Annotated in this window: 12 protein-coding genes; 8 read left to right on the top strand and 4 right to left on the bottom strand. The window is 71.9% G+C overall.

All coding sequences use genetic code 11. The features are described from left to right. Nucleotides 1-71 precede the first annotated feature (71 nt). From ACWDR4_RS09110 to ACWDR4_RS09120, 3 genes are all read right to left on the bottom strand, one after another. The gene (locus ACWDR4_RS09110) at nucleotides 72-1,325 is read right to left on the bottom strand and encodes a vWA domain-containing protein (protein WP_450405889.1); all 1,254 of its coding nucleotides are present in this window, start codon (nucleotides 1,323-1,325) and stop codon (nucleotides 72-74) included. Next, on the bottom strand, nucleotides 1,322-2,596 hold the full coding sequence (locus ACWDR4_RS09115; RefSeq protein ID WP_450405892.1) for an AAA family ATPase: 1,275 nt from the start codon (nucleotides 2,594-2,596) through the stop codon (nucleotides 1,322-1,324). The genes ACWDR4_RS09110 and ACWDR4_RS09115 overlap by 4 nt, the downstream gene beginning before the upstream one ends. A 72-nt stretch (nucleotides 2,597-2,668) precedes the next feature. Next, on the bottom strand, nucleotides 2,669-4,138 hold the full coding sequence (locus ACWDR4_RS09120; protein WP_450405895.1) for a hypothetical protein: 1,470 nt from the start codon (nucleotides 4,136-4,138) through the stop codon (nucleotides 2,669-2,671). 316 nt (nucleotides 4,139-4,454) lie between these two features. On the opposite strand from ACWDR4_RS09120, the gene ACWDR4_RS09125 reads away from it, so the two are divergent. Genes ACWDR4_RS09125 through ACWDR4_RS09160 form a run of 8 tightly spaced genes read left to right on the top strand, consistent with a single transcriptional unit; the run spans nucleotide 4,455 to nucleotide 13,357 of the window. Beyond that, nucleotides 4,455-5,756: an extracellular solute-binding protein gene (locus tag ACWDR4_RS09125; protein ID WP_450405898.1), complete on the top strand. Its 1,302-nt coding sequence runs from the start codon at nucleotides 4,455-4,457 to the stop codon at nucleotides 5,754-5,756. A 10-nt stretch (nucleotides 5,757-5,766) separates the two neighbouring features. Continuing rightward, nucleotides 5,767-6,702 carry a carbohydrate ABC transporter permease gene (locus tag ACWDR4_RS09130; RefSeq protein ID WP_450405901.1) on the top strand — a complete coding sequence of 312 codons (936 nt, stop codon included), beginning with the start codon at nucleotides 5,767-5,769 and terminating at the stop codon, nucleotides 6,700-6,702. Next, nucleotides 6,699-7,580, top strand: a complete 882-nt coding sequence (locus ACWDR4_RS09135; protein WP_450405903.1) for a carbohydrate ABC transporter permease — start codon at nucleotides 6,699-6,701, stop codon at nucleotides 7,578-7,580. Before ACWDR4_RS09130 ends, ACWDR4_RS09135 begins: the two co-directional genes overlap by 4 nt. Nucleotides 7,581-7,585: 5 nt before the next feature. Then, entirely contained in the window at nucleotides 7,586-9,007 is a 1,422-nt protein-coding gene (locus ACWDR4_RS09140) for a carboxylesterase family protein (RefSeq protein ID WP_450405906.1), read from the top strand. 17 nt (nucleotides 9,008-9,024) lie between these two features. Beyond that, the gene (locus tag ACWDR4_RS09145; protein ID WP_450405909.1) at nucleotides 9,025-10,155 is read left to right on the top strand and encodes an ROK family protein; all 1,131 of its coding nucleotides are present in this window, start codon (nucleotides 9,025-9,027) and stop codon (nucleotides 10,153-10,155) included. Between the two features lie 47 nt (nucleotides 10,156-10,202). Continuing rightward, entirely contained in the window at nucleotides 10,203-11,741 is a 1,539-nt protein-coding gene (locus ACWDR4_RS09150) for a GMC oxidoreductase (RefSeq protein ID WP_450405911.1), read from the top strand. Between the two features lie 57 nt (nucleotides 11,742-11,798). Continuing rightward, entirely contained in the window at nucleotides 11,799-12,407 is a 609-nt protein-coding gene (locus ACWDR4_RS09155; protein WP_450405913.1) for a nucleoside deaminase, read from the top strand. Then, nucleotides 12,404-13,357 carry a sugar phosphate isomerase/epimerase family protein gene (locus ACWDR4_RS09160; RefSeq protein ID WP_450405916.1) on the top strand — a complete coding sequence of 318 codons (954 nt, stop codon included), beginning with the start codon at nucleotides 12,404-12,406 and terminating at the stop codon, nucleotides 13,355-13,357. Before ACWDR4_RS09155 ends, ACWDR4_RS09160 begins: the two co-directional genes overlap by 4 nt. Nucleotides 13,358-13,419: 62 nt before the next feature. Here the strand turns inward: ACWDR4_RS09160 and ACWDR4_RS09165 are convergent, their stop codons facing one another. After that, on the bottom strand, nucleotides 13,420-14,604 hold the full coding sequence (locus tag ACWDR4_RS09165) for an acyl-CoA dehydrogenase family protein (RefSeq protein WP_450405918.1): 1,185 nt from the start codon (nucleotides 14,602-14,604) through the stop codon (nucleotides 13,420-13,422). Between the last annotated feature and the right edge of the window lie 140 nt (nucleotides 14,605-14,744).

Below are 14,744 nucleotides of genomic sequence, written 5' to 3' on the forward strand. Positions count from 1 at the left end.
GGGGCATCCTTTCAGTCCTGTTGATCCGGAGATCACTGGGTGCCGAGCCGCGGACGTCTGTCCGTGGACATCTATCCGATGTGGACCACTCGCGCCCAGTCGGGCGGCAGGTCCGGTACGTAGTCGTCGTCGCCCTCGCTCTCGCCCCACCGCTGACCCGTGGGCTGCCTGGAAAACAGGCCCACCACCGTCCGGCACGGTGGCCGGTTCTCCGGCCAGGGTGTCTGGCCGTCGGTCAGGACCACCACGGCATCGGGGCGCGGATTCGCCCCCAGCGCCTTGGCGAAGCCGGTGCGGAGGTCCGTACCGCCGCCGCCCAGCAGGGGAATCCCCTCGGCCTGGCACAGCGTGTGCGCGATCGGGGCCGACGCGTCGCACGGCACCACGGTGACCAGGTCCCGTCGGCCGCCCACCGCGCGGGAGATCGCCGCGACCTCCAGGAGCGCGCTGCCCAGCTCGGCGTCGCTGACCGACCCGGAGGTGTCGATGACCACGGAGACCCGGGGCGGTCTGCGCCGCAGGCTCGGCAGGACGACGCCGGGCAGCCCGGCCGAGCGGCGCGCCGGACGGCCGTACGTGTAGTCCTCGCCGACGCCACCGCCGGAGGCCGCCGAGCGGACCGCCGCGCCCAGCAACTCCCGCCAGGGCTGCGGCGGATGGAACGCCTCCTCGGCCCAGCGCCGCCATCCCTCGGGGGCGTCCCCGGGGCGGCCGTTGATGCCCCGCGCCACCCGGAAGCGGACCGCGTCCCGTTCCTGCTCGCTCAGGCCGTGCGCGCCGTCGGGGCCCAGATCCCATTCCCGGCCGAGTCCGTCGGCGCCACTGCCGCAGTCCAGCCAGTACAGGCTCATCATGTTCGGTGCGAGCTGGAACCGGCGCAGGTACTCCTCCATGAGCTCCCCGTCCGGAAGCCCCAACGAGCCCGGCCCGACCGCGCCTTCGGGGCGGACGAGGCCGTCGCCGAACACGTCGTCGTTGATCTCGCAGTCCGCGGCGATGTTCATCCGCAGCCGTTCCCCGGGGCCGGTCAGCCCGTGCTCGCGGGCGAAGCGGTCGCTGCGGCCGTGGTGGTCGCGCAGCAGGTGCGAGACCTCGTGCACCCACACCCCGGCCAGTTCCTCGACCGGCATCCGGTCCACGAACGCCGGCGAGACGTAGCACCGCCAGTGCCGGTCGACGGCCATCGTCGGGACCTGCCGCGACTCGACGGGGTGCAGGGCGAACAGGGCGGTGGCCAGGTACGGGCGGGCCCGCACGGCGTGCAGTCGGGCGGCGAAGAGTTTGCCGAGGTCCAGGGTGCCCGGTCCTGATGCGTCGGTGTTCATCGGCTGCCCTTCGTTCCGGCCCCGATGCGTCCCGCGACGCGGTCCGCCGCCCGGTCCGCTCGCCGGGACAGGGTAACGACACCGGCGAGCTGCTCGATCGCCGCCGGGACATCCCAGTCCTCCCGCCGCAGCGAGGCGAGCGTGGTCGCCGGGACGACCACCAGGTCCGGGGCCCCGGTCTCCAGCGCCCGGACGAGCAGCGCCCACGCCGCGTCCCAGCGGGACTTGTCCGGGCGCCCCCGGACCGCCGCCACCACACCGTCCAGCACGGCCTGGCGCAGATCCCCGCGCTCGGGCAGTTCGGCACCGGCCGGGTCGGCGAGCAGCGACTCGGGGTCCGGGAGGTCCAACCGGTCGAGGCTCGCCAGCAGTTCGAGCCCCGGGCCGTCCCCGACGGCACCCCTGACCAGCAGCGAGAGCACCTCCCGGGAGGACCCGGCGGCGGTCGCGAAGGCGATCAGACTCAGGGTCATGTCCCAACTCCGGGGCGACGGCCAGGCACCGCCCCGACGCGTCTCGTTGCCGGGCAGCTGATGGACGAGCTTGGGCCGGGCGGCGAGCAGCGCGCACACCGCGCGGCGGGCGAAGTCCACGGCATCCGGCAGCTTCTCGGGGTCCAGCCGGGGCAGCGTGGCCCGGGGCCAGGTCCCGCCGAGGCCGCGTACGACGACCTCGTGGTCGTGGGTCCACTGGAGATGGACGAAGCGGTTGGCGAGCGGCGGGCTCAGCTCCCAGCCGTCGGCGGCCGAGGACCGGGGGTTGGCTGCGGCCACGATCCTTACGCCGGGCGGCAGTTGGAGGGCACCGATCCGCCGCTCCAGGACCAGCCGGAGCAGCGCGGCCTGAACGGCGGGCGGCGCGGTGGACAGTTCGTCGAGGAACAGCAGTCCCCGGCCGGCCCGTACGAGTCGTACCGCCCAGTCCGGCGGGGCCATCGGCACACCGTGTGTCGCGGGGTCGTCCCCGACGACGGGCAGCCCGGAGAAGTCGGACGGCTCGTGGACACTCGCGATCACCGTGGTGAGGGGCAGGTCCAGGGCGGCGGCCAGCTGCGTGAGGGCCGCGGTCTTGCCGATCCCCGGTTCACCCCACAGCAGCACGGGCAGATCGGCGGCCACGGCCAGGGTCAGGGCCTCCAGCTGGGTGTCGGGGCGGAGTTCGGTGGTGGTGTCGCGCAGCAGGGTCAACAGGTCGGCGGCGATGTCGAGTTGGGGGGTGTGGGGCGGGGCTGAGGCGGAATTGGGGGCGGCGAAGGGGATGGCTGTGGGCATGTCTGATCACCTTTGGGTTCGTAGTAACTTTCGTAGTAACTAGCAGCAATACAGGGTGTTTTGGAGCGAATCTCAGCGAGTTCGGCGGCCGTCCGGGCGGCGGCCCCCGGGCCGGGGTCCCGACGCGGATCGAGGTCCCGGCCAGGATCGGAGTCCCGGCCCGGCTCCGATCAGGCCCGCCCGGAACAGTCCGTAGGCGATCCGCCGCTCGGCGGCCCGCTCCAGTTCGTCGCGCAGAGCACCGCCGCGCAGCACGGCGTCCGGTCCGAGCAGGCCCTCTACGACGGCCAGCGCACCGGCGATGTCACCGTGGTCCAGGCGCTCTCGCACGCCGGTGAGGCAGTCCGGGTGGCGGTGGGCCTCGTCGATGGCCCGCAGACAGGGCATCGGCGTGCCGGTCAGCTCGGCCAGGAGTTCTTCCCGGCGGATCTCGGCCGGGTCGTGGTCCAGCGGGGCGAGCACCCCGTCGACCAGGCCGATCCGGTGACGGGCGCCCCGGCACTCCACGAGACGCGGCTCGCCCGCCCGGTCCGGATTCCGGGGCGGGCCGGTCGGCGGACGGTCCGGTACGAGTGCCGAGGCGACCAGCGGGTGCAGCCGGTCCACCTCGATCGCGCCGGCCCGCAGCAGCTCCAGGTCGGGCAGTACCCAGGTCGACGCGTCGGGCAGGACCGGCAGCGAGGAGGCACGGCTGGCCTTGGTCGCCTCCGTGATCCGCAGCTCGGGCGGGCCGCTGTCGTCCGGGGCCGCGACCAGCTCCAGGAGCAGCCGGCGCCGGGCGGCGAACCGCACGGTGACCGTATCCCCGCTGGTTCCGGTGCCGGAGGACCGCTCGTCGGCGTCGAGCAGCAGCTCCGCCTCGGCCGCCCACCGGTCCACGGCACAGCGGCGCCCCTGCGGCACCCGCTCCAGCAGATCCAGGGCCGATGCGGGACAGTCGCCGCCGGGTGGCCGATCGGCCCCGGACCGGATCCGCAGCTCATCGGTTCTGCGCGCGTCCCAGAGATGGCGATGCAGGTCGAGGCGGAACCGTCGGCTGGGGTGGGGGTGCGGATGGCTGCGGGCGCCCGCAGCGGCGCGGGAGGCGTGGGAGGCGTAGGAGACCTGTGCTGCCTGGGAGCCGTCCCACAGCGTGAGGCTGATCCGCTGGCCGGCGTCCGCCCAGGCGGGCGGGGTCCGGGCCACGAGGTGCACCGGGTGGGCGCCGGGCGGCCCGGTGGCCTCGTACCGGGCCAGGCTGATCGTCAGTCCCGGGCGCAGCAGTCCGTCGGGGGCGATCCTCGGCAGGTGCCAGCGCAGCAGGTCGGGTGCCAAGTGGCGGAGATCGGCGCGCAGTTGGGCGGCGAGTTCCCGGCCGTGGGTGCGGGCCACGGACCGTGGGTTCAGATCGACGTCGACGCCTGCGGCGGCACACGCGCCCGCCCAGTCCCCGGCCAGTCGGCGAGCGGTCGCGGTCTCGATCATGGACGGCGGCACGGCGAACTGTCGTACGCGTGGCCAGTAGGAGAGGTAGGTGTCCCCGGACGCGTGGCGAGTGAGCATCAGCACTCACCTTGCGCGGACGGGACCCCCGTTCTGTCAACGGAGTCAGTAGTCATCGTGCGGGACCGTACCGACCCCCGGCCGCGGTCCGCCACCTCTTTTCCGCTCCACCATCCCCACTCAAACACTACAAATCACCGCAAATCGATTTCGCTACAAGTTCCGAAATTATTCGTGACGGGTCCGCCACTCGGCCGAAATACCCCGCCCATAGCTTCACCATCAGCCACTGGCACAACTCCCCCTACGAGGTCCATCGAGGTTCATCGGACCAAAAAAGCTGCTTTCCCCCGAAATCCCTGCACAGGAGCCCCGAGTGTCCATTCCCTCCCGACGCGGCGCCCTCAAGCTCACCGCGGGCCTCGCTCTCGCGGGCGCCTTCGCCCTCACCGGCTGTGGCCGCAGCGACGACACCGCCGCCGCGACAGCCACCGCCGAGCCCGTCGACGACTCCCCGGCCACCGGCACCGTCACCGTCTGGGCCGCCCAGGGCGACGCCGACGTGCTCGACAAGGTCATCAAGCCCTTCAAGACCGCGAACCCCGACGTCACCGTGAAGCTGACCCTGATACCGAACGGCGAGTACTACACCAAGCTCCAGTCGGCGATCGCGGCGGGCAAGGGTCCCGATGTCGCCCAGTTCTTCCCCGAGTCGCAGGCGCAGTTCCTCGACCCGGCGATCCTTCGGCCCGTCCCGGACGGCCTCATCGACAAGTCGGCCTTCTTCGAGAGCCTCTGGGCCGCGGGGGTGGCCGGGGAGGTCGCCTACACGGTGCCCTGGTACGCCTACACCTACGCGCTCGTCTACCGCGCCGACCTCGCCAAGAAGGCGGGCGTCAAGGCGCCGACCACGTGGGACGAGACGGTGCCGTTCCTCAAGGCGCTCCAGGGCGCGGGCGCCAAGCGCGGTCTCGGGGCCGACATCGGCTGGGACATCTTCAACGGCCAGGACGTCGCGATGTACGCCTGGCAGGCCGGCGGCTCGCTGCTCTCCTCCGGCGGGAAATGGACCCTCGACACCCCGGCGATGGTCGACGCGCTCCAGTACAACGCGTCGTTCTTCACCTCCGGCGTGGCCGACCCCAGCGGGCCCACGTTCCTGGACGCGCAGCCGTACTTCGTGTCCGGGAAGACCGCCATGATGATCACCGGACCGTGGGTCGTCGGCCAGCTCGACGCCGCCGCGAAGAAGGACGGCTGGACGGCCGCCAATGTGGCCACCGCACCGCTGCCCGCCGGGTCCTCGGGCAGCAAGTCCTTCTCCGCCGGGGGCAGTTGGGGCGTCCTCGCGGGTGATGGCAACGCGGACGCGTCGTGGAAGCTGGTCCGGTATCTGACGGAGCCGAGCACGCAGGTCGCGCAGTACAAGGCGTACAGCTCGCTGCCGGCCGTCATCTCCGCCTGGGAGGACCCGGCGATCGCGGACCAGCCACTCCTCGACGCCTTCCTCACGCAGCTGAAGAACACCCAGGCGTTCCCCCAGGTGAGCACGTGGCAGCAGGTCGCGACCCGCCTTGGCAAGGAGATGGAGGCCGTGGCCAAGGGAGCGGAGACCGCCGCGAAGGCCGCCGCGAACGTCCAGTCGTACGCCGACAGCCTCGGCACGGGCACGAAGTGAGCCGCCGACGATGACCACCATCAGCCCGGGGGCGCCGCGCCGAGCGCGCCGCTCCCGGAGCACCCGGGGCGGCCGGGGCGGTCGGCGAACCGCCGTCGCCTGGCTGTTCCTCGCGCCGTTCGGCGTCGTGTTCCTCCTCTACACCGCGATCCCCACCGTCGCAGCGCTCGGTTTCAGCCTCACCGACCTCCGGGGCGCGGACCTGCGGCAGCCGTTCGCGGTCAACTTCACGGGCCTGGAGAACTATCTCCGGCTGTTCCAGGACGAGAGCTTCCTGCGGGACATCCTGAACACGGGCGTCTTCGTGGCCGTCGGCGTCCCGCTGACCATGGGGCTCGGATTCGCGCTGGCCGTCGCGCTGAACTCCGGCATCCGGCGGCTGCGCGGGGTGTTCCGTACGGTCTTCTTCGCGCCGGTCGTCACCAACGTCGTGGCGGTCGCCCTGATCTGGCAGTACGCCTTCAACGCCGACGGCACCGTCAACAAGGTGCTCGGCGCGGTCGGCCTCGCCGGACCGAACTGGCTGGACGACCCGAACCTGGCGATGCCCGTCGTCATCCTGCTGGGCATCTGGCGCAACTTCGGCACCGCGATGGTGCTGTTCCTCGCCGGTCTGCAGGCGATCCCGCAGGACGTGTACGAGGCCGCCGCCCTCGACGGGGCGGGCCGCTGGCGGCAGTTGAGGCACATCACCCTGCCCCTGCTGCTGCCGACCACGCTCATGGTCTCGGTGCTGCTGACCGTCTTCTACCTCCAAGTGTTCGACGAGCCCTATCTGTTGACCAACGGCGGCCCGTTGGGCTCCACCGAGTCGATGGCGCTGTACACCTACCGCCAGTTCGGCTCGGGCGAGTTCGGGGTCTCCTCGGCCGCGTCCTTCGTGATGCTGCTGCTGGTGGCCCTGGTGAGCATCGTCCAGTTCCGACTGCTGAGGTCCCGCTCATGACCGCCCTCGCCGCACCGGCGAACGCCCACGCGACCACCGACCGGGCCACCGCGCCCCGCCGGTCCCTCTCCCGGCCGCTGCTGTACGGCGCACTGGTGCTGTGCGCGCTGCTCACCCTGCTCCCGTTCGTCTGGGTGGCCAGCGGCTCGCTGCGCAGTCTCGACGAGATCCGCTCCGACCCCGGCGCCTGGCTCCCGCACCACGTCACCCTCGACAACTTCACCCGGCTGTTCCGGACCGAGGGTTTCGGACGGTTCCTCGCCAACAGTGTCGTGGTCGCGGGCCTCGTGGTGGCCGGCAACATCGTGGCCGCGTCGGCCGCCGGTTACGCGCTCGCCAAGCTCGAATTCGCGGGCAGGCGGCTCGCGTTCGGCGCGGTGATGGCGGCGATGATGGTGCCGCTCACCACGGTGTTCGTCCCTCAGTTCGTGCTCACCGTGGACATGGGGCTCGCGGACACCCTGACCGGTATCGCCCTGCCCGGCGTCGCGTTGCCGCTGTCGGTGTTCATCATGCGGCAGTACGCGATGTCCGTCCCCGACGAACTGCTGGAGGCGGCGCGGATCGACGGCGCGGGCGAGTTCCGGATCTTCTTCCGCATCTTCCTGCCGCTGGCCGGCCCGGCGGTCGCGACGATCACGATCATGTCGTTCCTCACCTCGTGGAACAACTTCATCTGGCCGCTCATCGTCGCCCAGAGCATGGACACCTACACGCTCCCGGTGGGCCTCGCCGCGACCAGCCAGGCAGCCGCCCACGTCACCGACTACGGCCTGCTGCTCGCGGGCGCGATCGTCGTGATGCTGCCGGTGCTGGTGCTCTTCCTCTTCCTCCAGCGCTACTTCGTGCAGGGCATCTCCGGATCGGGAATGCGGTGATCCCCGTGAATGACGTCACCGACATCGCCGTCACCGTGGAGGCCCCCGCCGGTCCCGTCGTCGGCCGCCGCACCGGCCCCGTACAACGCTTCCTCGGCATCCCGTACGCCCAACCACCCACCGGTGTACGGCGGTTCGCGGCGCCGGTCCGACGCGGCCGGTTCCCGGAGCCGTTCGACGCAACCCGGCACGGGCCCACCTCGCAGCGCGTTCCGCTGTTCCCCACGACCACGGTGCCGGAGCCGTCGGTGCCCGGCGACGACATCCTGAACCTCTCCGTCCTCGCACCGGCGCCCGTCCCGCCCTACGATCACGCGCCCTTCCCCGTCCTGGTGTGGATCCACGGCGGTGGCTTCCTCGCGGGCAGCCCGGCGAGTCCCTGGTACGACGGCCGCTCCTTCGCCCGGGACGGCGTCGTCTGCGTCACCGTCGGCTACCGGCTCGGCGTCGACGGGTTCGCCCCGCTGGACGACGTACCCACCAACCTCGGCCTGCGCGACCTGCTGCTCGCGCTCGACTGGGTCCGGGAGAACATCGGCGCGTTCGGCGGTGATCCGGGCCGGGTCACCGTCGCCGGTCAGTCGGCCGGGGGCGCGGCGGTGCTCGCGCTGCTCTCGTCGCCCGCAGCGAGCGGCCTCTTCCAGCGGGCGGTCAGCCTGTCCGGCGGCCTCTTCGACGGGGACGGAGACGCGGCCCGCGACTTCGTCGAGCGGCTCGGGGAGCGGGTGGGCGTGCCGCCGACACGGGCCGGCTTCGGCAGCCGTACCGTCGAGCAGTTGCAGGCGGCCGTGGTCGCCCTGCGGGACGAACTCGGCGCCGACATACTCCCGTTGGGCCCGATCACCGGCGACGACATCCTGCCGGTGCCCGTCGCCGACGGACTCGCACGGCACGGACACGACGTACCTGTGCTGCTCGGCGCGACGGGCGACGAGTTCGACTGCGGTGCCGCGCCGGAGAACCCGCACCCGAGCCCGTACACCCTCGCCGAACTCACCGCCGCCCGCGCTGCGGGCACGCGAGTGACGGACACCCTGTTCCGCGCCGCCTGTCCACGCGTGGCGGCGGCGCGTCGTGGCGCGGACGCCGGTACCTGGCTGTACTCCTTCGAGTGGCCGTCCCCCGTGCTCGGCGGCGCCGCGCACTGCGTCGACATCCCGTTCTTCTTCGACCTGCTCGACGCACCGGGCTGCGCGGAGGCGCTCGGGCCGTACCCGCCCGTGGAGTTGGCCTCGGCGACGCACGCCGATCTCGTCGGCTTCGTCCACGGCCGGGAGCCGGGCTGGGCGCGGGCAACCGGCGGGCCAGGCGATCCGGCGCGCGAGTACGGTCGGCCCGGCGCGGCGATCGTGGCCGACACCACAGGCGTGTTCGACCCCGTCGTACAGGTCGTACAGGCGGCGTCCGGGGTGGTGGGGGCATGCTGAGGTCCGGGATGAACGGCATGAACCAGACTGCGGTCCGACGCGTCAACACCTCAGTGATCCTGCGGGCGTTGGCGGTGTCCGCCGAGCCGATGACGTTGACCGCGCTCGCCGAGCGGGCCGGTCTCTCGCGCCGCACCATCGAACTCATCCTGGACTCGCTCGTCGAGGCGGGCTGGGTCACGGAGTTGGAGCGCGTACCGACCAGCGGCTGTGCGGGGCGCCCGGCCCGGCGGTACGAACTGCGGGCCGAGCACGCCCTGTTGGCCGCCGCGCAGATCACCACCTCGGGCGCGTCGGCGGTCGTCGCCGACGTCCGGGGCCGCATCCTCGGCCGGGCCCACCGGCCACTGCGCGCCTACCAGGACCCCCAGGCCACCCTGGACGACGTGGCTGAGCTGGTGCGGGAGGCGCTCGACGACGCGGGCGGGTCGTCGGACCGGCTGCGCGCCGGCGCGGTCGCGGGCCTCGGTGCCATCGACGACGACGGAGTCGTACGCCGACTGGTCCACACGACGCGGTGGGAAGGCGTGCACCTGCCCGAAGAACTCACGCGACGCATCCGGGTGCCGTGGTTCGCGGACAACGACACCAACCTCGGTGCCCTCGCGGAGCGTTGGCGGGGCGTGGCCGGCGACCACGACAACGTCGTATGGGCGATGCTCGGGAACCGGACCGGACTCGGCATCCTCATCCGAGGGGCCGTGCACCGGGGTCTCGACGGCGCCGCGGGCGAGATCGTCGAGGCGGCCTCGATCCCGGCGAACTCCGTCGAGAACCACCCGGTGGCCTGGCTCACCTCGCCGGAACCGGCCCAACGCGCGGTCGCGCTCGGCCGGTTCGAGGCGGCCCGCGAGGGTGACGCCGTCGCGCTCGGCGAGGTCGAGGAACTCGTGGAGCACATCACGTCGATCCTCACGACCCTGTCGTGGACCGTCGCGCCCTCGCTCATCGTGCTCGGCGGCGGTCTGGAGGACGCGGCCGACATGCTGCTGCCCCGGGTGCGCGCGGCGCTGCGCGACGCCCGCAACCCCGCCGTCGAACTGCGTGCCACGCTCCTGGGCCGCGACGCCCCGCTCGTCGGAGCCGTCAAGCTGGCCCTCGACCGTATGGACACCGAGCTGTTCGGCCCCCTCGTCCACAGCGCGTAGCGCGCCCCCATCAGCACCAACCGCAGTACAAGACATGGAGCTTCACTGTGACCGACACCCCCCACACCGATGTCCTCGTCGTCGGCAGCGGCATCATGGGCGCCGTCGTGGCCCGGCTGCTGCGGGACACCGATCCGGCGCTGCGCATCACGATGGTCGACGGCGGCGAGGCGATCGGTACGGCCCCCGGTGTGCATCTGCACGACGTCGACGACCCGGTCCTGTGGGAGCGCTACAACGACCAGGTCACTTCCGGCATCCAGGGCATGTACACAGGCGCCGAGGTGGTGCGCGAGGTCGCGGACGGCCTCGACGGACTGACGCCGGGCATGTTCCACGCGCTGGCCTTCGGCGAGGACGCCGAGGCGATGCCCGCGACGGCGCTGGCGTGGAACGCGGGCGGCATGGGCGTGCACTGGACGGCCGCGACGCCGTGGCCCGCCGGGGACGAGGTGTTCGACTTCGGCGACCCGGCCGGCTGGGCTGCGGATCTGGCCACCGCCCACCGGATGCTCGCGGTCACACCCGCCCCGATCGGCCCGACCGAGGTCGGCGAACTGGTCCTCGACGTCCTGCGCCGGCGCTACGACGGCACCGGACCCCACGACCGGCAACCGCAACCCATGCCGATGGCCGTCACCGCGACACCCTCGGGCCCGCTGCCGCGCACCGCCCCGGGGACGATCTTCCCCCCGATCGCGGCAGGCGGGGACCCCGCGTTCACTCTGGTGACCGGCACCCTCGCGACCTCGCTCATCAGGTCGTCGGACGCGTCGGACGGCCGGGTCACCGGCGCCCGGCTCCGGCGCGTCACCGACGGCGCCGAGTCCGAACTCCGCGCCGACACCGTGGTGGTGTGCGCCGACGCGCTGCGCACCCCGCAACTGCTGTTCGCCTCGGGCATCCGCCCCGACGCACTGGGCCGGTACCTCAACGAGCACGCCTTCGTCACCGGCCGCGTGCTGCTCGACCTCGACCGGTACGGCATCGCCCTCGACACCCTGCCCCTCCCGCGCGTCGGCGAGTTCTGCACCGACTCGCTCTGGCTGCCACGGAACGGAGCGGCACAGCCGTTCCACGGTCAGATCATGAACCGGACGTACGTGGACGAGGACGGCCGCCCGCTCGCACACAATGTGGGCCTCGCGCTGTACGTCCCCGTCGAGTCGCGCCCCGAGAACCGGCTCGTGTTCTCGGAGTCGGCCACGGACCTCGCCGGACTGCCGCGCATAGGCGTCGAGTTCGACTACTCCGCCGCCGACCGGGCACTCCTCCGGCACGCCCTGGCCGAAGTCCGGGCCATCGCCGAGGAGTTCGGCCCGTTCGACCCCGAGACCGAGTCGGCGCTGCTTCCGCCCGGCTCGTCGCTGCACGTGACCGGCACGGTCCGCTCCGGCGCGGTCGACGACGGCACCAGTGTGTGCGACCCGGACGGCAGGGTGTGGGGCTTCGACAACCTGTACCTCGCGGGCAACGGCGTGATCCCCACGGCGATGGCCGCCAACGTCACCCTGACGGGCGCGGTGACGGCCGTACGGGCAGCACGCGCCGTCGCCACACACCGCACCGCGCTCACCGCGCACTGACGACCTGGCCTGACCTGACCTCCGCTGAACCTCCGTACGCTGCAAGGGAGCTGGACCGTGATCGAGATCGCGAAGGAATACCGGGTGGCACTGCCGGCCTGGATCGACGACGAGTTGGCGAATGTGCCCGGCATCGTCCCGGACCGCGAGGACCGGATGCGTCTCGTGCACCGTCTGGCGGACCGCAACTGGCGTGAGGGCAACGGCGGTCCGTTCGCGGCACTCGTCGCCGAGCAGGACACCGGCCGGATCGTCTCGGTCGGGGTGAACGTCGTGCTCGCCTCCGGAGTCTCCAGCGCGCACGCCGAGGTCGTCGCCCTCGGACTGGCCCAAACGGCCGTCGGCGGCTGGGACTTGGGCGGCGACGGCCTCCCGACACACGAGCTGGTCGTCAACTGGCGCCCGTGCATCCAGTGTTACGGCGCCACCATGTGGTCCGGGGTACGCGGTCTGGTGGTCGCGGGCGAGGGGCCGGAGCTGGAGGAGATCACCACGTTCGACGAGGGCCCGCTGGGCGCCGACTGGGCCGAGCAGTTCGAGGCGCGTGGCATCAAGGTCGTACAGGACGTGCTGCGGGAGGAGGCGCTCGCCGTGTTCCGGAACTACCGGGACGCGGTCGACGCCGACGGTGTGGTCGTCTACAACGCCCGTGGGGGTGCGGAGTGACTCCGCCGGGCAGCGGCTCCGACTCCGAACCGCGCTTCGCCACCGACGTCATCACCTTCTACCACCCGGCGTTCTGGGGCCTCGAAACCGCGGACGCCGTACGGGAGTTGGCCCTCGCCGACCCCGGGCGCTTCTGGGAGCGGGTGCTGGACGCGCTGGCCGAGGCCGGGGTCACCGGTATCGAGCTGACCTTCGCCCCCGGCGACATCGAGTCGGCCCTCCGGGCGTTCGGCAGCGCGTCCTCGTTCCGGCGCGCGCTGGAGGCACGGGGGGTGAGTGTCGTGAGCGCCTTCGTCGCCGGGAGCGACGCCCCCGACTGGCGGCAGGGCGACAACCTCCCCGCGATCGTCGCCGACGCCGAGCGACGCGCGGCCTTCCTCGCCGACGTCGGGGCGGACCTCCTGATCGCCGGGCTGCCCATGCGGACGACGTTCGGGACACGCCCGCCCTTCTTCGTCGACGCCGCCTACATGTCCCGGATGGCCGACATCGCCCACGCGGTCGGCGACGCGATCGCCCGGTACGGCGTGCGGCTCGCCTTCCACACGGAGTCCAACAGCACGCTCTGGTACGAGCGGGACATCGACCTGTTCATGGCGCTGACCGACCCGCGCTATGTGTGGCTGTGCCCGGACTCGTGCCACATCGCGCTCGGCGGCGGGGATCCGGTGGCCGTCGCGCGTCGGCACGCGCAGCGGATCGCACTGGCCCACTGGAAGGACGCGGTCCGGCCGATCGACGTCGAACTCACCATCGACGACACGGTCTTCGCCCAGCAGCAGCCGTACATGACGGAGCTGGGCACGGGCATCGTGGACTGGCCCGGCTGGGCCGACGCGATGTCCCGCACACCCGGCGCGGGCACGGTACTCATCGAACTGGACGAGGCACCGGACCCGGTGGCTGCGCTACGGGCGGGGGTGGCTGTCGCACGGAGGGCTCGGGGGTGATCGCGGCCTCCAGGTCGGTCCTCCGTCCCGTCCGGTCATCCGAGGGCCGGTCCTCCGTCCGGTCAGCTGTCGAGGCCGCCGCGCTTCACCAGCTGGCTGGCGATCACGTTCCGCTGGATCTCGTTGGTGCCCTCGCCGACGATCATCAAGGGCGCGTCGCGGAAGTAGCGTTCGACGTCGAACTCGGTGGAGTAGCCGTAACCCCCGTGAATGCGGACGGCGTTGAGGGTGATCTGCATCGCGGTCTCCGAAGCGAACAGCTTGGCCATGCCCGCCTCCATGTCGACCCGACGGCCCGCGTCGGCCTCCCGGGCCGCGTAGAGGGTGAGTTGGCGGGCGGCGGTGAGTGAAGTCGCCATGTCGGCGAGGTAGTTGCCGATGGACTGGTGCCGCCAGATCGGCTTGCCGAACGACTCACGCTGCTGCGCGTAGGCGAGGGCGTCCTCGAAGGCCGCCCGGCCGACGCCCAGCGCACGGGCGGCGACCTGGAGGCGTCCGGTCTCCAGGCCCTTCATCATCTGGGCGAAGCCCTTGCCCTCAACTCCGCCCAGAAGGGCATCCGTTGGCACCCGGTGATCCTCGAAGGTCAGCTCGCAGCTCTCGACGCCCTTGTAACCGAGCTTGGGCAGATCGCGGGAGACGGTGAGTCCGGGGCCGTGCTCGACGAGGAGGACGGAGATGCCGTGGTGGGCCGGTCGGGCGTCCGGGTCCGTCTTGCAGAGCAGGGCGATCAGCTGGGAGCGCCGGGAGTTGGTGATCCAGGTCTTCGCACCGTTGACCACGTAACCGTCACCCTCACCCTCACCGTCGGCGACCTTGCGGGCGACGGTACGCAGGGCCTGTAGATCGGACCCACCGCCCGGCTCGGTCAGGGCCATGGTCGCGCGGACCTCGCCGGTGGCCATCCGGGGCAGCCAGCGGCGCTTCTGCTCCTCCGTTCCGAAGGCGACGAGCAGCTTGGCGACCACCGTGTGCCCGCCCATGGCCCCGGCCAGGCTCATCCACCCACGGGCGAGTTCCTCGGTGACCAGGACATAGCAAGGGGTGGAGACCGGGGTGCCGCCGTACTCCTCCGGCACGGCAAGCCCGAAGACACCGAGCCGCTTCATCCGTTCGATGAGTGCCTCGGGGTAGGTGTCGGCGTGTTCGAGTTCGCGCACGACGGGACTGACGTCCTTGTCGACGAAGTCGCGCACGGTACCGACGACGGACCGCTCGTCCTCGGACAGTGTGTCGAGTGCGCTCATAAGGTGCCGCTCCCTCGTGATTCTCCACCCGCGCCCCGGGCTTACCATCATCAATGCTCATGCGACCGCATGTGAAATAGCAAAGCATGATGGACCCATGCCTGCCACGAATGGCACACCGCACCGCACGGCACGGGCAC

The sequence above is a fragment of the Streptomyces sp. NPDC000878 genome, assembly GCF_053599695.1.